This window comes from Pseudactinotalea sp. Z1748 (genome assembly GCF_049725185.1).
Taxonomy (GTDB): domain Bacteria; phylum Actinomycetota; class Actinomycetes; order Actinomycetales; family Beutenbergiaceae; genus CALKWS01.
In genome coordinates, this window is sequence record NZ_JBMPQB010000004.1 from 260,137 (window position 1) to 278,327 (window position 18,191).

The 18,191-nt window shown below is 69.5% G+C and carries 22 protein-coding genes; 15 read left to right on the plus strand and 7 right to left on the minus strand.

Annotated elements, in window-relative coordinates; genetic code table 11:
- Window positions 1-69 precede the first annotated feature (69 nt).
- Genes ACO0LU_RS11255 through ACO0LU_RS11290 form a run of 8 tightly spaced genes read left to right on the plus strand, consistent with a single transcriptional unit; the run spans window position 70 to window position 6,755 of the window.
- A complete protein-coding gene (locus ACO0LU_RS11255; protein WP_424791447.1) occupies window positions 70-786 on the plus strand; it encodes a helix-turn-helix transcriptional regulator in 717 nt (238 codons plus the stop codon).
- Entirely contained in the window at window positions 783-2,234 is a 1,452-nt protein-coding gene (gene sufB, locus ACO0LU_RS11260; RefSeq protein ID WP_424791448.1) for a Fe-S cluster assembly protein SufB, read from the plus strand. Before ACO0LU_RS11255 ends, sufB begins: the two co-directional genes overlap by 4 nt.
- A complete protein-coding gene (sufD, locus tag ACO0LU_RS11265) occupies window positions 2,234-3,454 on the plus strand; it encodes a Fe-S cluster assembly protein SufD (RefSeq protein ID WP_424787854.1) in 1,221 nt (406 codons plus the stop codon). Before sufB ends, sufD begins: the two co-directional genes overlap by 1 nt.
- Window positions 3,451-3,798 carry a non-heme iron oxygenase ferredoxin subunit gene (locus ACO0LU_RS11270; protein ID WP_424791449.1) on the plus strand — a complete coding sequence of 116 codons (348 nt, stop codon included), beginning with the start codon at window positions 3,451-3,453 and terminating at the stop codon, window positions 3,796-3,798. Before sufD ends, ACO0LU_RS11270 begins: the two co-directional genes overlap by 4 nt.
- Window positions 3,799-3,834: 36 nt before the next feature.
- Complete coding sequence (gene sufC / locus ACO0LU_RS11275; RefSeq protein WP_424791450.1) at window positions 3,835-4,590, plus strand: Fe-S cluster assembly ATPase SufC; 756 nt, start codon at window positions 3,835-3,837, stop codon at window positions 4,588-4,590.
- Entirely contained in the window at window positions 4,590-5,897 is a 1,308-nt protein-coding gene (locus ACO0LU_RS11280; RefSeq protein ID WP_424791451.1) for a SufS family cysteine desulfurase, read from the plus strand. The genes sufC and ACO0LU_RS11280 overlap by 1 nt, the downstream gene beginning before the upstream one ends.
- The gene (sufU, locus tag ACO0LU_RS11285; RefSeq protein ID WP_424791452.1) at window positions 5,894-6,379 is read left to right on the plus strand and encodes a Fe-S cluster assembly sulfur transfer protein SufU; all 486 of its coding nucleotides are present in this window, start codon (window positions 5,894-5,896) and stop codon (window positions 6,377-6,379) included. The genes ACO0LU_RS11280 and sufU overlap by 4 nt, the downstream gene beginning before the upstream one ends.
- Before the next feature lie 22 nt (window positions 6,380-6,401).
- Window positions 6,402-6,755, plus strand: a complete 354-nt coding sequence (locus ACO0LU_RS11290; RefSeq protein ID WP_424787849.1) for a metal-sulfur cluster assembly factor — start codon at window positions 6,402-6,404, stop codon at window positions 6,753-6,755.
- Here the strand turns inward: ACO0LU_RS11290 and ACO0LU_RS11295 are convergent.
- Window positions 6,745-7,572, minus strand: coding sequence for a biotin transporter BioY (locus tag ACO0LU_RS11295; protein ID WP_424791453.1), 828 nt, complete (start codon window positions 7,570-7,572; stop codon window positions 6,745-6,747). The genes ACO0LU_RS11290 and ACO0LU_RS11295 overlap by 11 nt on opposite strands.
- Window positions 7,573-7,678: 106 nt before the next feature.
- Between ACO0LU_RS11295 and ACO0LU_RS11300 the strand changes: the two genes are divergently transcribed.
- Entirely contained in the window at window positions 7,679-9,277 is a 1,599-nt protein-coding gene (locus tag ACO0LU_RS11300) for an ABC-F family ATP-binding cassette domain-containing protein (RefSeq protein WP_424791454.1), read from the plus strand.
- On the opposite strand, the gene ACO0LU_RS11305 is transcribed toward ACO0LU_RS11300, so the two are convergent.
- Genes ACO0LU_RS11305 through ACO0LU_RS11315 form a run of 3 tightly spaced genes read right to left on the minus strand, consistent with a single transcriptional unit; the run spans window position 9,250 to window position 10,626 of the window.
- Entirely contained in the window at window positions 9,250-10,119 is an 870-nt protein-coding gene (locus ACO0LU_RS11305; RefSeq protein ID WP_424791455.1) for an SURF1 family protein, read from the minus strand. The genes ACO0LU_RS11300 and ACO0LU_RS11305 overlap by 28 nt on opposite strands.
- Window positions 10,116-10,337 (minus strand): hypothetical protein, encoded by a 222-nt coding sequence (locus ACO0LU_RS11310; protein ID WP_424787845.1) that lies wholly within the window; start codon window positions 10,335-10,337, stop codon window positions 10,116-10,118. Before ACO0LU_RS11310 ends, ACO0LU_RS11305 begins: the two co-directional genes overlap by 4 nt.
- Window positions 10,330-10,626 carry a DUF3099 domain-containing protein gene (locus ACO0LU_RS11315; protein ID WP_424791456.1) on the minus strand — a complete coding sequence of 99 codons (297 nt, stop codon included), beginning with the start codon at window positions 10,624-10,626 and terminating at the stop codon, window positions 10,330-10,332. Before ACO0LU_RS11315 ends, ACO0LU_RS11310 begins: the two co-directional genes overlap by 8 nt.
- A gap of 119 nt (window positions 10,627-10,745) precedes the next feature.
- On the opposite strand from ACO0LU_RS11315, the gene fabG reads away from it, so the two are divergent.
- Genes fabG through ACO0LU_RS11330 form a run of 3 tightly spaced genes read left to right on the plus strand, consistent with a single transcriptional unit; the run spans window position 10,746 to window position 12,803 of the window.
- Window positions 10,746-11,474, plus strand: a complete 729-nt coding sequence (fabG, locus tag ACO0LU_RS11320; protein ID WP_424791457.1) for a 3-oxoacyl-ACP reductase FabG — start codon at window positions 10,746-10,748, stop codon at window positions 11,472-11,474.
- Between the two features lie 28 nt (window positions 11,475-11,502).
- Window positions 11,503-12,270 (plus strand): enoyl-ACP reductase FabI, encoded by a 768-nt coding sequence (fabI, locus tag ACO0LU_RS11325; RefSeq protein ID WP_424791458.1) that lies wholly within the window; start codon window positions 11,503-11,505, stop codon window positions 12,268-12,270.
- The gene (locus ACO0LU_RS11330) at window positions 12,270-12,803 is read left to right on the plus strand and encodes a SixA phosphatase family protein (RefSeq protein WP_424791459.1); all 534 of its coding nucleotides are present in this window, start codon (window positions 12,270-12,272) and stop codon (window positions 12,801-12,803) included. The genes fabI and ACO0LU_RS11330 overlap by 1 nt, the downstream gene beginning before the upstream one ends.
- 6 nt (window positions 12,804-12,809) lie before the next feature.
- Here ACO0LU_RS11330 and serB read toward each other — a convergent pair whose 3' ends face one another.
- Window positions 12,810-13,448 (minus strand): phosphoserine phosphatase SerB, encoded by a 639-nt coding sequence (gene serB / locus ACO0LU_RS11335; RefSeq protein WP_424791460.1) that lies wholly within the window; start codon window positions 13,446-13,448, stop codon window positions 12,810-12,812.
- Window positions 13,445-14,689, minus strand: coding sequence for a glucose-1-phosphate adenylyltransferase (gene glgC, locus ACO0LU_RS11340; protein ID WP_424791461.1), 1,245 nt, complete (start codon window positions 14,687-14,689; stop codon window positions 13,445-13,447). Before glgC ends, serB begins: the two co-directional genes overlap by 4 nt.
- Before the next feature lie 94 nt (window positions 14,690-14,783).
- On the opposite strand from glgC, the gene glgA reads away from it, so the two are divergent.
- Window positions 14,784-15,977 carry a glycogen synthase gene (gene glgA, locus ACO0LU_RS11345; protein WP_424791462.1) on the plus strand — a complete coding sequence of 398 codons (1,194 nt, stop codon included), beginning with the start codon at window positions 14,784-14,786 and terminating at the stop codon, window positions 15,975-15,977.
- Between the two features lie 6 nt (window positions 15,978-15,983).
- On the opposite strand, the gene ACO0LU_RS11350 is transcribed toward glgA, so the two are convergent.
- A complete protein-coding gene (locus ACO0LU_RS11350) occupies window positions 15,984-16,742 on the minus strand; it encodes a hypothetical protein (protein ID WP_424791463.1) in 759 nt (252 codons plus the stop codon).
- A 34-nt stretch (window positions 16,743-16,776) separates the two neighbouring features.
- On the opposite strand from ACO0LU_RS11350, the gene ACO0LU_RS11355 reads away from it, so the two are divergent.
- Window positions 16,777-17,592: an ABC transporter ATP-binding protein gene (locus ACO0LU_RS11355; protein ID WP_424791464.1), complete on the plus strand. Its 816-nt coding sequence runs from the start codon at window positions 16,777-16,779 to the stop codon at window positions 17,590-17,592.
- 75 nt (window positions 17,593-17,667) lie between these two features.
- Entirely contained in the window at window positions 17,668-18,147 is a 480-nt protein-coding gene (locus ACO0LU_RS11360) for an NfeD family protein (protein WP_424791465.1), read from the plus strand.
- Window positions 18,148-18,191: the final 44 nt, after the last annotated feature.

Sequence of the window (18,191 nt, forward strand, 5' to 3'; positions counted from 1 at the left end):
GCCTTGCTTGCCAGGGGCCAATTTGGAAAGGACAATGTGAGGTAATTGCCCTAGCGGTGGGCGGAGGTGATGTGTGTGAGCGAGCAGGCCAGTGAGATCGAGGAGAGCACCCGGGAGCGGGTGCTGAACCTGGTGGTTCAGCGCGGGCCGGTGCGGGCCGCGGATCTCGCGACCGAGTTGGCCCTGACCTCCGCCGCGATTCGCCGGCATCTGATCGCCCTGGAGAGCGAGGGGCAGATCAGGGTGCGCCCGGAGAGCCCGCTGCACCCCCGCGGCCGGGGCCGGCCCGCCAAGCGCTACATCGCCACGGCCGAGGCCCGGCCCAGGCTCGACGATGGCTACTCCAGGGTTGCGCTGATGGCGATCGAGCAACTGCGGGACCGGCTGGGTGATGAGGCGGTGGAGCAGTTCGCGGACCGGCGCGCCGATGAGATGGTGGGCCGTTACCGGCAGGCGGTGGAGGCGGCCGGGCAGGACCCGGCCGATCGCGCCCGGATGCTGGCCGATCTGCTCAGCGCGGATGGCTACGCCGCGTCCACACGCCCGGTCGGTGCGAATCTGGCCATACAGTTGTGCCAGGGTCACTGTCCGGTCCATGCGATCGCGGCCCAGTACCCGCAGATGTGTGAGTCCGAGACCCGTGCGTTCTCGGAACTACTCGGAGTGCATGTGCAGCGACTGGCCACCCTGGCCGGTGGCGAGCACGTGTGCACAACGCACGTGCCACCCGGCGTTCCGCAGGTCAGCACACCGTCACACCATGACGACATGGAAGGAAATTCATGACGACCACCACACCGCAGGAGGCCGACAAGGCCCGTGAGCAGCTCAGCCAGGACGAGGCGATCGCGAGTTTCGGCGCCTACCAGTTCGGCTGGAGCGATTCCGATGACGCCGGTGCCTCGGCCCGCCGCGGGCTGAGCGAGGAGGTTGTGCAGGACATCTCCCGGCTGAAGGACGAGCCGGAGTGGATGCTCAAGCGGCGGCTGCGCGGTCTGAAACTGTTCGACAAGAAGCCGATGCCGGAGTGGGGCGCAGACCTCAGCGGCATCGACTTCGACAACATCAAGTACTTCGTCCGCTCCACCGAGAAGCAGGCCACCACCTGGGAGGACCTGCCCGAGGACATCAAGAACACCTATGACAAACTCGGCATCCCCGAGGCGGAGAAGCAGCGCCTGGTGGCCGGTGTGGCCGCCCAGTACGAGTCCGAGGTGGTCTACCACCAGATCAACGAGGAACTCGAGCGCCAGGGTGTCATCTTCATGGACACCGACACCGCGCTGAAGGAGCACCCGGAGTTCTTCGAGGAGTACTTCGGCACCGTGATCCCCACCGGCGACAACAAGTTCGCGTCATTGAACACCGCGGTCTGGTCCGGTGGATCGTTCGTGTACGTTCCGCCGGGCGTGCACGTGGAGATCCCCCTGCAGGCCTACTTCCGGATCAACACCGAGAACATGGGCCAGTTCGAGCGGACCCTGATCATCGCCGACGAGGGCTCCTCGGTGCACTACGTCGAGGGGTGCACCGCGCCGATCTACAAGACCGACTCGTTGCACTCGGCCGTGGTGGAGATCATCGTGAAGAAGGACGCCAACGTCCGGTACACCACGATCCAGAACTGGTCGCAGAACGTGTACAACCTGGTGACCAAGCGGGCCACCGTCGCCACCGGCGGCAGCATGGAGTGGGTCGACGGCAACATCGGGTCCAAGGCCACGATGAAGTACCCGGCGATCTACCTGATGGGTGAGCACGCCCGGGGGGAGACCCTCTCGGCCGCCTTCTCCGGCTCCGGTCAGCATCAGGACACCGGCGCCAAGATGGTGCACATGGCCCCGCACACCTCCTCCTCGGTGGTGTCCAAGTCCGTGTCCCGTGGTGGCGGGCGCTCCTCCTACCGCGGGTTGGTGCAGGTGCTCGAGGGCGCCACGCACGCCAAGTCGACTGTGCTGTGCGATGCGCTGCTGGTGGACACGATCTCGCGGACCGACACCTACCCCTACGTCGACGTGCGCGTGGACGATGTGGAGATGGGCCACGAGGCCACGGTGTCCAAGGTCAGCGAGGACCAGTTGTTCTACCTGATGTCCCGTGGGCTGACGGAGTTCGAGGCGATGGCCACGATCGTGCGCGGCTTCATCGAGCCCATCGCCCGGGAACTGCCGATGGAGTACGCCCTGGAGTTGAACCGGCTCATCGAACTGCAGATGGAGGGATCCGTCGGTTGATGACCAACGACGTCCAGTCCAGCACCGCACCAGACAAGGAATCCATGAAGACCGATCACACCCTCGCCGTCGCCGACGGTGCCCACAGCCACGCCGGTCCCGAACCAGCGGGACAGCGGTTCACCTCCTTCGCGCTCTCGGACTTCCCGGTACCCACCGGCCGGGAGGAGGAGTGGCGCTTCTCACCGGTGGACCGGTTCCAGTCCTTCTTCGGCGATGAGTTCAGCGGCCCGGCACCGACCGTCGTCGTGGACGCCGCCCCCGGCGTGCACAGCGAGCAGGTGGGGCGCGACGACGAGCGGCTCGGCCGCATCGGAGCGCCCACCGACCGGGTCTCGGCCGCGGCCTGGAACAACACCACCGAGGCCACGGTGATCACCGTGGCGGCCAACGCGACCCCGGATCAGCCCACCTCGGTGGCGATCACCGGTGCCGGCGGCACCGAACCAGGCGCCCAGCACGTGCTGGTCGTGGCGCAGGAGCACTCCGAGGCCACGATCATCCTGAACCACTTCGGCTCGGCCCAGTTGGCCCAGACCGTGGAGGTGGACGTGCGCGAGGGTGCCCGGCTCACCCTGGTGAGCCTGCAGGAGTGGGAGCGCGACAGCGTGCACATCAGTGCGCACCGGGCCAGGGTGGGCCGCAATGCCAACCTGCGCCACATCGTCGTCACCCTCGGGGGTGACGTGGTGCGGCTGACCCCCGACGTGGAGTTGGCCGAGCCCGGCGGTGAGGTGGAGAAGGTCGGGTTGTACTTCACCGACTCCGGCCAGCACCAGGAGCACCGCCTGCTGGTGGATCACGTGGCCCCGAACTGCATCTCCCGGGTGACCTACAAGGGCGCGCTGCAGGGGAAGGACGCTCACGCGGTCTGGATCGGCGACGTCGTCATCCGGTCCGAGGCCGAGGGCACCGACACCTACGAGCTGAACCGGAATCTGGTGCTCACCGAGGGTGCCCGCGCCGACTCGGTGCCGAACCTGGAGATCGAGACCGGCGAGATCGAGGGTGCCGGCCACGCCAGCGCCACCGGCCGGTTCGACGACGAGCAATTGTTCTACCTGCGCGCTCGTGGGATCCCCGAGACCGAGGCGCGCCGCCTGGTGGTGATCGGCTTCTTCGCCGAACTCATCAACCAGATCGCGGTGCCCGAGGTGACCGACCGTCTCACCGCAGCGATCGAAGAGGAGATCCGGCAGTACGAGGCTGTCTCGGCATGAGCGCCCAGTACGTATGCGACACCGGTGACCTCGAACCCGGGGAGGCGATGCGCGCCGACCTCGAGGACGTCGACGGGCGGCCCGTTCCGATCGCCATCGTGCGGGACGAGGACGGGAACTACCACGCGATCTCCGACATCTGCTCCCACGGCCAGGTCAGCCTGTCCGAGGGGGAGGTGGAGGAGGCCACGATCGAGTGCTGGTTGCACGGGTCGACCTTCGACCTGGCCAGCGGCAAGCCGCTGAGTCTGCCGGCCACCCAGCCCGTCCCCGTCTACTCCATCTGCGTGGAGGGCGACAACGTCCTCGTCGATATTGATGTGACCGTCGGCGCCAGCGCCTGAGAAACCTCCAGACCAAGGAAGAGAAGAAACCAGCACATGAGCAAGCTCGAGATCAAGAACCTGCACGTCAACGTCGGCACCCAGGACGGCCCCAAGCCGATCCTGAAGGGGGTGGACCTGACCATCAGCAGCGGCGAGATCCACGCCATCATGGGCCCGAACGGTTCGGGCAAGTCCACCCTGGCCTACGCCATCGCCGGACACCCCAACTACGAGGTCACCGACGGTGAGATCCTCCTGGACGGCGAGAACGTCCTGGAGATGGAGGTGGATGAGCGCGCCCGCGCCGGACTGTTCCTGGCCATGCAGTACCCGGTGGAGGTCTCCGGGGTGTCGGTATCGAACTTCCTGCGCACCGCCAAGACCGCCATCGACGGCCAGGCCCCGCCGCTGCGGACCTGGGTCAAGGACATGAACACCGCGATGGAGGGCCTGCGGATGGGCACCGACTTCGCCCAGCGGGACGTCAACACGGGCTTCTCCGGCGGTGAGAAGAAACGCCACGAGATCCTGCAGATGCAGTTGCTCCGGCCGCGGTTCGCGATCCTGGACGAGACCGACTCCGGCCTGGACGTCGATGCCCTGCGGATCGTGGGCGAGGGCGTCAACGCCGCCCAGGCCGAGACCGGCGCCGGCATCGTGCTGATCACCCACTACACCCGGGTTCTGCAGCACATCAAGCCCGACTTCGTGCACGTGTTCGTGAACGGTCGCATCGCCGAGGAGGGTGGCCCCGAACTGGCCGACCGCCTTGAGGCCGAGGGCTACGACCGGTTCCTGCAGGCGGTGTGATGACCTGCGCGCACCGCATCGAGCACCGGAGCGGACTCAGCGAGTCCGAACTGGCGGCGGTGCGCGCGGACTTCCCGCTGCTGCGCCGCACGGTCCGGGGTGGCCGTCCGCTGATCTACCTGGACACGGCGGCCACCTCGCAGAAGCCCGAGTGCGTCATCGACGCCGAGCAGGACTTCTATCACGCCCGCAACGCCGCCGTGCACCGCGGCGCGCACGCCCTGGCCGAGGAGGCCACCGAACTCTTCGAGCAGGCCCGTGCCGGGGTAGCCGCCTTCGTGGGGGCCGACGACGACGAGATCGTCTGGACCAAGAACGCCACCGAGGGCATCAACCTGGTGGCGTACGCGATGTCGAATGCCGCCGCCGGCCGCGGCGGCGCCGCGGCCCGGGCGCTGGCAGTGGGCCCGGGCGATGAGATCGTGGTGACCCAGGCCGAGCACCACGCCAATCTGGTGCCCTGGCAGGAGTTGTGTGCCCGCACCGGCGCCACCTTGCGCTGGATCGGTCTGGATGCCCAGGGACGGCTCGACCTGGCAGGCCTGGACGTGATCGGCCCGGCCACGAAGGTGGTCGCCTTCACCCACGCCTCGAACGTGACCGGAGCGATTACCCCGGTGGCGCCGATCGTGGCCGCCGCCGAGGCGGTCGGTGCCCTCACCGTGCTGGATGCCTGCCAGTCCGCCGCGCACCTGCCCCTGGACCTGCACGCCCTGGGGGTGGACTTCGCGGTGTTCTCCGGGCACAAGATGCTCGGCCCCACCGGTATCGGCGTGCTCTACGGCCGTCGTGAGTTGCTGGAGGCGATGCCCCCGGTGGCGACCGGGGGATCGATGGTGGAGGTGGTCACAATGACCGGGACCACCTACGCCCCGCCGCCACAGCGGTTCGAGGCGGGCACCCAGATGGTGGCCCAGGCCGTGGGCCTGCACACCGCGGTCGGGTACCTGCAGGAACTGGGCATGGAGGCACTGGCCGCCCACGAGGCCGCGCTCACCGAGCACCTGCTCACCGGTCTGAGCCGCATCGAGGGGGTGCGCGTGCTCGGACCGACCGAACCTGCGGACCGGCTCGCGGTGGTCTCCTTCGCGGTTGAGGGCATCCACCCCCACGACGTGGGCCAGGTGCTCGATGACGCCGGCGTGGCGGTCCGGGTGGGCCACCACTGCGCCCAGCCGCTGCACCGGCACCTGGGCGTGCCGTCCTCCGCGCGCGCCTCGGCCGGGGTCTACACCAGCCACGAGGACATCGAGCAGTTCTGCGCCCACCTGGCCCGGGCGCGCACCTTCTTCGAAGGAGCAGCATGAGCAACCTGGACCAGTTGTACCAGCAGGTGATCCTCGACCACGCCAAGCAGCGCACCGGGCACGGGTTGCGCGAGCGCGCCGACGGTGAGTCATTCCAGGTCAATCCGACCTGTGGTGACGAGGTGCGCCTGCAGGTTCACCTGGACACCTCTACCGGTGCGCCCCGGATCGGCGAGGTCACCTGGGAGGGGATGGGCTGCTCCATCTCACAGGCCTCCACCTCGGTGCTGACCGAACTGATCAGGGACGTCCCGGTGGTTCGGGCCGATGAGATCACCGAGGCGTTCCGGGCGTTGATGGACGGGCGTGGCCAGCCGCTCGCCGAAGCCCGGGCGGAAATACTCGGCGATGCCACCGCGTTCGTCGGGGTGGCCCGCTATCCGGCACGGATCAAGTGCGCGCTGCTGGGTTGGATGGCACTTCGGGATGCCACCGCGCAGGCGCTGGTTGCAGATTCGTCCGGGCCCGAGGACACTACGTGAGGAAGCGAGGCATGAGGAAACCATGACTGACATCGAGATCGAGAACGAGTACCAGCCCCCTGCGGGAGCACCGACCGCCGCGGACGTGGAAGAAGCGTTGCGCGATGTGATCGACCCCGAGCTCGGCATCAACATCGTCGACCTGGGCCTGGTGTACGGGGTCAGCCTGGACCAGAACAACCAGGCGATCATCGACATGACACTGACCTCGGCGGCGTGCCCGCTGACCGACGTGATCGAGGATCAGGCCGCCCAGGTCCTGGAGGGCATCACCGAAGGCTCCCGGATCAACTGGGTCTGGATGCCGCCGTGGGGTCCGGAGAAGATCACCGACGACGGCCGCGAGCAACTGCGGGCGCTGGGCTTCAACGTCTGAGCAGACCGGGGACGAAGCGGTGCACGCCCACGGCGATCACCGCCACCAGGATGCACTGGGCGACGTCGAAGGGGAACCGGGCCGACATGGTGGCGAACACCGCCCATCCGCCGACGTCGGTCCGGTCGAACAGGGTCCACAAGCCGCCGGTGTAGATCAGCACCAGACCGGCCAGGGCGGCGAAGAAGAACCAGCCGAAGAAGTACCATCCGGAGGTCACCGGTGAGCGCAACGTCGCGTGGCGGGCGCTGATCCACCCCGAGATCAACGCCGCCAGCGGCAAGGTGAGCAGCACCCCGGCCCACGGGCCGTCGGTATGCGCGGCGGTGCCATCGCCGGCCCAGGCGGCACCCACCAGGCCCATCACCAGGTAGAGCACCGCCGCCAGCAGCCCGCGCCATGGTCCCAGCACGGTCCCGGCCAGCAGCGCCGCGCCCACGAACAGCCACAGCGGCGCGGACAACACCCCGACCTCCCACTCCACCTGTGCCGCGACCGCGATCAGCAGTGCGGCCAGGGCGGTCACCGCGACCCCGGCGGCCACCTGGACCAGATTCACCTGTGCGGCCCGCCGGCTGAGCGGAGCCGCCTTCTCGGTGACCCACCGCGCCTTGGGCGTGCTGCGCTGCCACCCCTGGGCGAGTGCCTGCTCGGCCCGGCGCCATGCACCGGAGCGGGTGCGGGCCGACTCGGTGGCACCGGACCGCTCAGGATCGGTCCCACCAGCACCGGCCGCGGCAGGCGACGGTGCGCCCTCATCGACGGCGGTGCCCGGGCTGGGCACCCCGCGTACCGGGGTCGGATCGGCCGTACTCATGCTCTGCACCTTATCCGCCACCGTGCCCAGGTCGCCCGCGGTGGCCCGACCTGGGCGGGGAATTCCGATTGTCGGAACACCGATCGGGCCACCTACACTCGGCCCGGTGATCACCGCTACTGACGTCGAACTGCGAATCGGTGCCCGCCAACTGCTGCACGGCGCCACCTTCCGGGTCGACACCGGCGACCGGATCGGTCTCGTGGGCCGAAACGGGGCCGGTAAGACGACCCTGACCAAGACCCTGGCCGGCCAGCATCAGGCCAGCGCCGGGACGATCACCAGCACCGGTGAGGTGGGCTACCTGCCCCAGGACCCACGCACCGGGGACCTGCAGGTGGTCGCGATGGACCGGGTGCTGTCCGCCAGAGGGCTGGACGAACTGCTGCGCCGCGTCCGCAAGGCCGAGACCGACATGGCCAGCGACGACGAGGACACGCGCGAGCGGGCGATGGCCCGGTACTCCCGCCTGGACGCCGAGTTCACCGCCCAGGGGGGGTGGGCGGCCGAGTCGGAGGCCGCCCGGATCACCTCCAGCCTCGGGCTACCGACCCGGGTCCTGGCCCAGCAGTTGAGCACCCTGTCCGGGGGCCAGCGGCGCCGGGTGGAACTGGCCCGGATCCTGTTCTCCGGTGCCGAGACGATGCTGTTGGATGAGCCCACGAACCACCTCGACGCCGACTCGATCACCTGGTTGCGTGACTTCCTGGCCACCTATCCCGGTGGCTTCATCGTGATCAGCCACGACACCGACCTGCTGCGTGCCACCGTGAACAAGGTGTTCCACCTGGACGCCAACCGCGCGGAACTGGAGGTGTACAACCTGGGCTGGGACGACTATCTGGCTCAGCGCGAGACCGATGAGCGCCGCCGCCGGCGGGAACGGGCGAACGCGGAGAAGAAGGCGGCCACCCTGGTCGCCCAGGCCGAGAAGATGCGCGCCAAGGCCAGCAAGGCCGTGGCCGCGCAGAACATGTTCCGCCGGGCGGAGCGGATGCTGTCCGGCCTGGAGTCGACCCGGACGGCGGACAAGGTCGCCAACCTCCGGTTCCCGGACCCCGCTCCGTGCGGGCGGGTGCCGTTGTCGGCACGAGGGCTGTCCAAGAGCTACGGTTCCCAGGAGGTGTTCATCGATGTGGACCTGGACATCGATCGGGGCTCCAAGGTGGTGGTGCTCGGACTCAACGGTGCCGGGAAGACCACCCTGCTACGTCTGCTCGCCCAGGTGGAACAGCCCGACTCCGGCCAGATCAACCCCGGCCACGGGCTCAAGATCGGTTACTACGCCCAGGAACACGAGAACCTGGACACCGGTGCGACCGTGGTGGAGAACCTGCGCCGCAGCGCTCCGCACCTGACCGATACCCAGGTACGCAGCGTGCTCGGCTCGTTCCTGTTCTCCGGCGACGACGCCTTCAAGCCCGCGCGGGTGCTCTCCGGTGGTGAGAAGACGCGACTGGCGCTGGCGGTGCTGGTGGTCTCGGCCGCGAACGTGCTGCTGCTGGATGAGCCCACGAACAACCTCGACCCGGCATCCCGTGCGGAGATCCTGGAGGCGTTGCGCAACTTCACCGGTGCGGTGGTGCTGGTCAGCCACGACGAGGGAGCCGTGGCGGCGCTGGATCCCGAGCGGGTGCTGCTGTTGCCCGATGGCGACGAGGACCTGTGGAGCGAGGACTACGCCGAACTGGTCGCGCTGGCCTGAATCTGGTTCTCGATCGCCTCGTCCTCGTCGGTATCGGCCCGGCGGCGCACCGGGGCCGGTGCGCGCGGGTCCCGGGCCTCCCTGCGGGCCAGGACCACCAGGGCCACGTAGAGGCCGAGGGCGAAGACCCACCACTGCAACGCGTAGGACAGGTGCGACCCGAGGTCAGCGACCGGACGGGGGAGCAGGTTCAGTTCTGCCGGGACGACGTCGGAGCCCCCCTCGGTCTCGGCGGCCAACTGGCCGTAGATCCCCGTGGCGAGCACGTACCCGGCGCTGTCATCCTCCTCGGTGCCGGTGGCTGCCGTCAGGGCCTGGGTAGGGTTCAGCCGGTGTATCTGCCCCACGTCGAGCACCCGGGGCGAAGGCGCTTCTGCGGGGCGCAGCCGCATGGTGGTCGTGACCTGCCCGCTGGGTAGCTCCTGGGCTGCGGCGTGGTCGGCGAAGGTGTCGGTGGTGTACCAGCCCCGGTCCACCAGCACAGCCCAGTCCGGCCCGTCACCGGCGTCCACGGCCAGCACTCCCACCACGTGATCGGCCGGGTTGCCCGCAACCCCGCGCTGGGGCAGCACCACTACCTCCCCGAGATAGCGGCCCTGCACCTGCACCGGGCGCCACTGGTGCGCAGGATCCAACTCGGCACCCGGCCGGCTGACCAGGTCGGTCAGTGGAACGGGGTCCTGGTCGAAGTTCGCCTCGACCAGGGCGACCTGGTCGGCGCGACCCTGGTACCGGGACCACTGCCAGTACCCCAGTAGGGCGCAGACCACCGAGATGGCCACCGCCGCAGCGATCAGGCCGAGCCAGCGGCGGCTGGTCAGGAAGGAGTAGCGCGATGTCATGGGCCGGCGGGTCGTTCCTCCGGCGGCAGGTCGGCCAGGGCCACCGTCTCCCGGTGGAACCCGCGGGCGCCCAGGAAGTTCTCCAGATGGGTGCGGTGGTCCGGACAGGCCATCCAGATCTTGCGCCGTCCGGGGGTGTGCAGTTTCGGATTGTTCCACCGCAGCGCCCACTGCGCACCGGCGCGGCAGCCCTTGGCGCTGCAGATCAGGTCAGTCATGGCGCTGCTCCAACTCCACCCGACCGGAGGCGGTGATCTGCGGATCGGGCTCGGTATAGGGGGTGGCTCCGGTGGGTTTGTCCACGCTCTCGCTGCCCAGGGCCACCGCCACATAGGGCAGCACCACCGCCAGGACGATGCTCACCCAGCGCAGCCAACCCTCGGCGTAGACGGCCCCGACCAGCCCGGCGCACCTGATCCCCATCGTGATCAGGTACCGCCGCATCCGCCTGCTGTTGCGCACGCTGAGTGGTTCCGCGGCGTTGGTGACGGAGTGGACCTCGGGCATACCTGCCAGCCTACGCCGCGCGCGGCCATGATGACTCGCCGGGCCGTGCTCCGGTCCGTTCCCCGTGGGGCCGCCGGTGCACTACCGTCTATGCGCAGTTGCTAGTCGAAGGGATCAGCGTGAGCGAGCAGCACAGCAGTGATCAGCCCCGCACCGTGGTGGTGACCGGAGCCAACCGCGGGATCGGGTATGCGATCGCGCAGCGGTTCGCCGCGGCCGGGGAGAAGGTGGCCGGGATCCACCGCAGCGGCGAGGTGCCGCCGGGGGTCCTGGGCGTACGGGCCGACATCACCGACACCGACTCGGTGGACTCCGCCTTCACCACCATCGAGGCCGAACTGGGCCCGGTGCAGGTGCTGGTGGCCAACGCCGGGATGAACCGGGACATGCTGCTGCTGCGGATGAGCGAGGACGACTTCGCCGACGTCGTGGATGTCAACCTCACCGGCACGTTCCGGTGCGTCAAGCGGGTCAGCAAGGGGATGATCCGCCAGCGTGGCGGGCGGATCGTGCTGATCTCCTCGGTGGTGGGCCTGTACGGCTCACCCGGGCAGATCAACTACTCCTCGGCCAAGGCCGGCCTGGTGGGCATGGCCCGCTCGATCACCCGTGAACTGGGCGCCCGCGGCATTACCGCCAACGTCGTCGCACCCGGTTTCATCGACACCGCGATGACCGCCGAACTACCCGAACAGACCCAGGCGAAATACCTGGAGGCCATCCCTGCGGCCCGGTTCGGTGCGGTGGAGGACGTGGCCACTGCGGTGGAGTTCCTCGCCGCACCGCAGTCCGGTTACATCTCCGGGGCGGTGCTGCCGGTGGACGGCGGCCTGGGCATGGGTCACTGAGACGAACACGAGAGGTAGCGAGGACAGCATGGGACTTCTGGACGGAAAGAAGCTCTTCATCACCGGGGTGCTGATGGAGAGTTCGATCGCTTTTCATGTGGCGCGACTCGCCCAGAACGAGGGCGCTGACGTGGTGCTGTCCTCCTTCGGGCGGCAACTGCGCCTGACCCGGGCCATCGCGCGCCGGCTGCCGAAGGAGGCACCGGTGGTGGAACTGGACGTGACGTCCGCTGAGGACCTGGAGGCCCTGGCCGGGCGCGTGGGTGAGCACACCGACCACCTCGACGGCGTGGTGCACTCCATCGGGTTCGCCCCGCAGTCGGTGATGGGCGGGAACTTCCTGGACGGGCAGTGGCCGGACGTGGCCACCGCGCTGGAGGTCTCGGCGTACTCGCTGAAGTCTCTCGCGGTGGCGACCCGGCCGATGCTGCGGCCCGGCTCAGCGGTGGTGGGGCTCACCTTCGACGCCCGCTACGCCTGGCCGGTCTACGACTGGATGGGAGTGGCCAAGGCGGCCTTCGAGTCCACCGCCCGCTATCTCGCACGCGACCTGGGCCCGGACGGGATCCGGGTGAACCTGGTCTCGGCCGGCCCGATCCGCTCCACCGCCGCCAAGTCCATTCCCGGGTTCGCCCGGATGGAGGGCGCCTGGCCCGACCGGGCGCCGTTGGGCTGGGACGTGGACGACCCGGAGCCCACCGCCCGGGCGGTGGCCGCCTTGTGCTCGGACTGGTTCCCGGCCACGACCGGGGAGATCGTGCACGTCGACGGCGGCGTGCACGCGATGGGTCAGTGATGGCCCGGCTGAGCCTGCTGCGGCACGCCCAAGCCGAACCCCATGCTCCCACCGGTGCCGATGTGGACCGGGCGCTCAGCCTGCACGGACGCACCCAGGCCAAGGGGCTGGCGGCGCTGCTCACCGCACACGGCGCGGTGCCCGGCCTGGTGCTGTGCTCCAGCGCCAATCGTGCCGTCGAGACGTGGAAACTGATCGAGACCGGCCTGGGCGAGCAGGACGTGGACACCTCCGGCATCGAGGTGCGCCGGGTGCCGGAGATCTACGGGGCCGGTGCGGGTGAGTTGCTCGACCTGGTTCGCGCGTTGCCGGCGCAGACCGTCTCGGTGCTGGTGGTGGGGCACGAACCGGTGATCTCCCACGTGGCCCGGATCCTGGCCGGGCCGGACTCCCAGGAGGCCGCGTTGGCCCGGCTCCGCACCGGAATGAGTACGGCCATGCTCGCCGTGCTGGGGGTGGAGCGCCCCTGGGCCGAGCTCGGCCGCGGCGCAGCCACCCTCACCGACCTGGCCGAACCACAGCCGGGCACCTGAGGGCGCTCAGCGGTCCAGGACTGCCAGCAGCTCGTCCAGCCGGTCGGTCAGGACCACATCGGCTGCCTCGGCCAGGGCCTGCTTGGGCCGGTAACCCACCCCGAGGCCGGCAGCGGTGACCATGTCCAGGTCGTTCGCGCCGTCGCCGATGGCCACGGTGTCGGCCAGGTCGATGCCCTCGGCGGCGGCGAACGCGCGCAGGAAGTCCGCCTTGGTCGCCCGGTCCACGATCTCCCCGCGCAGCCGCCCGCTCAGGCGGGCGCCGTCGTCGTCGGTCTCCAGGCGGTTGGCCTGCACCCGGGTGATGCCGTGCGCGGTGGCCAGGGGGTCGACGATCTCATGGAAACCCCCGGAGACCAGGCCCACCGGCCAGCCCCGCTGATGCAGCCCCGCGATGAGTTCGCCGGCACCGGGGCTGAGGCTGATCCGGGCCCGCACCGCCTCGATCGCCGAGGTCGCCAGGCCGGCCAGCGCGGCCACCCGCTCGCGCAGCGCCGCAGCGAAATCGAGTTCCCCGGCCATCGCGCGTTCGGTGATCGCCGCCACCTGCGGGCCCACCCCCGCGTGGGCGGCGAGCAGGTCGATCTGTTCCTCGGCGATGAACGTGGAGTCCACATCCAGCACCACCAGGCGGCGCCGGCTCATCCGTGCGTGATCCGGGTTCCCTTGGGCACCACGGTGATGCCGGCATCGGTGAGGGTGAACCCACGGGAGGCGTCCAACTCGGTATCCACACCCACCGAGGCACCCTCGCTGACCACCACGTTCTTGTCCAGGATCGCCTTGTGCACGTGCGCGTGCCGGTGCACCACGACGCCATCGAGCAGTACCGAGTCCGCCACGGTGGACCAGGAGTTCACCCGGGTGCCGGGGGAGAGGATGGAGCCGCGCACGTCACCACCGGAGATGACCACTCCGGGGGAGATGATCGAGTCCACCGCGTGCCCGGTCCGTTCCGCCACGGAGTGCACGAACTTCGCCGGCGGCAGGCCCACGTAGCCGGTGTGCACCGGCCAGTCGTCGTTGTACAGGTTGAACACCGGCTCGACGTTGATCAGGTCGATGTTCGCGTCGTAGTAGGAGTCCAGGGTTCCCACATCACGCCAGTAGTTCCGGTCCCGGTCGGTGGAGCCTGGTACGTCGTTGTAGATGAAGTCGTACAGCCCGGCCTGCCCCTTGTCCACGAAGTAGGGCACGATGTCCCCGCCCATATCGTGCCTGGAGGTGGTGGACCTGGCGTCCTCGCGGACCGAGGCGACCAGGGCGTCGGCATTGAAGACGTAGTTGCCCATGGACGCCAGCACCTCCCGGGGGGAGTCGGCCAGGCCCTGCGGATTCTCCGGCTTCTCCAGGAACGCCGCGATCCGGCTCGGATCGGCGGTGTCGGCGTCGACCACGCCGAACTGATTCGCCAGTTCGATCGGCTGGCGGATCCCGGCCACGGTCATCTCCGCGCCGGAATCGATATGGGTGTGCACCATCTGGGAGAAGTCCATCCGGTAGACGTGATCAGCACCGACCACCACCACGATGTCCGGCTTCTCCTCGTCGATGATGTTCAGGGACTGGTAGATCGCATCAGCGCTGCCCAGGAACCAGTTCTTGCCCACCCGCTGCTGGGCCGGCACCGGGGCCACGTAGTTGCCGAGCAGGGAGGACATCCGCCAGGTCTTGGCGATGTGGCGGTCCAGGGAGTGCGACTTGTACTGGGTCAGCACCACCACGCGCAGGTACCCGGCGTTGACGACATTGGACAACGCGAAGTCGATCAGGCGGTAGATCCCACCGAAGGGAACCGCAGGTTTGGCCCGATCAGCCGTGAGCGGCATCAGCCGCTTCCCCTCGCCTCCAGCCAGGACGATCGCGAGTACCCGTGGTGTGGCCATGCCATGAACCCTAGGCTGAGCACGCGGGTTCAGCCACCGATTCCGCACCGCAAGTTCCCGCCGTAATGTCCGGTGGGGGAAGGATAGCCTCACCATGCGCGTCGACCTGCTGACCAGGGAGTACCCGCCGCACGTGTACGGCGGAGCCGGGGTGCACGTGACCGAACTCGCCCGGGTGCTCCGCGCGCACGTGGACGTGCAGGTGCGCTGCTTCGATGGTGCCCGCACCGACGCGGGTGTACACGGTTACGACGAACCCGAGGGGTTGGCGCAGGCCAACCCGGCGCTGCGCACCTTCGGCGTCGATCTGGCGATGGCCGCCGACGTGGTCGGAGCCGATCTGGTGCACTCCCACACCTGGTACGCCAACCTCGGCGGGCATCTGGCCGGCCTGCTGCACGGCATCCCGCACGTGCTCAGCGCGCACTCACTGGAGCCGCTGCGCCCCTGGAAGGCCGAGCAGCTCGGCGGAGGGTACGCGCTGTCCGGCTGGGCCGAGCACACCGCCTACTCCTCCGCGGCCGGGATCATCGCGGTCAGTCACGCGATGCGTGCCGACATCCTGGCCGCCTACCCCGACGTGGATCCGGAGAAGGTCTCGGTGGTGCACAACGGGGTGGACCTGCAGAGCTGGTCCCGCCCGCAACGCCAGGTCAGCGAACAGATCGCGCGGCGCCACGGGGTGGACCCGGAGGTGCCGGCGGTGATCTTCGTGGGCCGGATCACGCGGCAGAAGGGCCTGGCCTACCTGGTGCGGGCCGCGCACCAACTGCCGCCGGAGGTGCAACTGGTGCTCTGCGCCGGCGCCCCGGACACCCCCGAGATCGCCGCCGAGATCAGTGCGGCGATCGGCCGGTTGCGGCGCACCCACCCGAACGTGATCTGGATCGACCGGATGCTCCCGCACGCCGACGTGGTCGGACTGCTGGCCAGTTCCAGCGTGTTCGCCTGCCCCTCGATCTATGAGCCGCTGGGGATCGTGAACCTGGAGGCGATGGCGCTGGGGGTGCCGGTGGTCGCCTCGGCCACCGGTGGCATTCCCGAGGTGGTCGCCGACGGTGTCACCGGAACCCTGGTGCCGCTGGACCAGGCCGACGACGGAACCGGCACCCCGAATGACCCGGAGGCCTTCGTGGCCGACGTGGCCCGGGCGTTGAACGACATGCTCGCCGACCCCGAGCGCGCCGCCGCGATGGGGGAGGCCGGCCGGGTCCGGGCGGCCGAACACTTCTCCTGGGACGCGATCGGGGAGCGCACGCTGGAGGTCTACCGCAGCGTGCTGGGCTAGTGCCGGTCAGAACCCGGAAACGCTGACGGCGCACAGCGCGCCGCGGGCGGCCGCGGCCACGTGCCGCAGAGCGGCGGTGCGCTGATCGGCCTGCCAGGAGTTCACCGCGGCGCCGTCGTCCTGGGTGGCCAGGTCCACGATGGCTTGCAGGCGCACCGCGCGGGAGAGCACGTGCGAGCGCCTGGGGTCCAGACCGGGCGGGATCCGGTCGGCGGCCGGCGGGGGCAGCTCGTCGCTGCCGAGCATCGCGATCTCCTCGGCGGCCTCCTCCCGCCACCGGGCCACATCCACACTGAGCAGGGTCTCGATCGCCAGGTCGAGCGCCTCGGCGAGCCCGGTGCGGGCTTCGGCCATCGTGATCACCGGTGGCACCCACCCCGACCCGTCCACCGGCTCGGTCCAGACCTGCCAGCCCAGCAGTTCACCGGGTTCGAGTTCGGAGCCGAAGGCCCGCTCATCCGGGACCGCGATCCGCAACAGGCCCGGGGCGCCGCGCGGTGGGCCGCTGATCAGCGCCTGCCCTGCCTCCAGCGCCGCCGCGCGCGCCGGGGCCGGCAGCGGGACCGGCTCGCCCGGTACCGGCGTCACCGCCAGCACCGCCGTACCGGCGACCTGGGTGAGCAGATCCGCGGTCGGCATCCCGTCGTCGTCGGCCACCGCCCGCACCGCCCGGGCCGCCTGCGCCAACTCCTCCGGGCTCGGGGCGGTGCCGAGCCGGTTCGCCCACAGGGCGACCAGCACGGAACGGGGTATGTCGAGGCGCATGGTGACCACCGTAGGTGAACTAGGCTCTGGCGATATGGGTGATGTGCTCAACCTGACCGATGTGACCGTGCGCCGCGGCGCCAAGAACATTCTCGACGGCGTGGACTGGTCGGTCGATGAGGGGGACCGGTGGGTGGTGCTCGGCCCGAACGGGGCCGGCAAGACCACGCTGATGCAACTCGCCGCGGCCCGGATGCACCCCACCTCGGGCACGGTGGAGATCTTCGGAGAGCGCCTGGGCGCGGTGGACGTGTTCGAGTTGCGGCCGCTGATCGGGCTGGCCAGTGCGGCGCTGGCGGACCGGATCCCCGGTGGTGAGGTGGTGCTGGACGTGGTTCGCACGGCCTCCTACGGGATGACCGGACGGTGGCGGGAGTCGTATGAGGAACTGGATGACTCCCGCGCGATGGATCTGCTGGCCGCCTTCGGGGTGGCCGATCTGGCCCAGCGCCGTTTCGGTACCCTGTCCGAGGGTGAGCGCAAACGAACCCAGATCGCCCGCGCCCTGATGGCCGATCCCGAACTGCTCATCCTGGACGAACCCGGCGCGGGGCTGGACCTGGGTGGCCGCGAGGAACTGATGGGCGCGCTGACCGAACTCGCCCGCGATCTGGCCTCGCCGGTACTGGTGCTGATCACCCACCACGTGGAGGAGGTGCCCGAGGGCTTCACCGACGCGATGCTGATGCGCGAGGGGAAGGTGGAGGCCGCCGGGGAACTGTACTCGGTGATGACCGAGCAGAACCTCTCGCGCACCTTCGGGGTGGATCTGGTGGTGGAGCGGCACGGGCAGCGTTGGAGCGCCCGCGGACGGCCCCACCGCTCCCGGAGCGGCGGTGCGCACGCCTGAGACCGGGCGAAAGGGGCCAGCGAAGAATTTACGAGTCGTTTAGACTAACGGGGACGACACGCGGGAGGTATGGGAATGGGCTGGCTGTGGTGGCTGGGGGTGGCACTGGTCCTGGGCGTCGTCGAGATGCTCACCGTGGACCTGCTGTTCCTGATGCTGGCCGGCGGCGCCACCGCGGCAGCGATCTCCGGGGCGCTGGGAGCCCCGTTCTGGCTGCAGTTGATCATCGCGGCGGTGGTCTCGGTAGGCCTGCTGGTGCTGGTGCGCCCCTGGGCCCTGGCCAAACTCAAGGCGAACACCCCGCAGGCGCGCACCAACGTGGACGCGCACCGCGGCCGGATCGCCACCGTGGTCTCCGACGTCTCCGACCGGGCCGGCCGCGTGAAACTGACCGGCGAGGTGTGGACCGCACGCACCGAGGCGCCCGGGGCGGTGCTGCCGGTGGGGGCCCGGGTGAGCGTGGTGCGCATCGAGGGCGCCACCGCGATCGTGGAACCGCTGCCGGTGGAGACCAACCCGAGCCAACCCTACGGTCCGCCGGGGCCCGGATACTGACCCCCAGCCCCTAGGCTGTCAGCAGTACTGATCCGACCACCAGT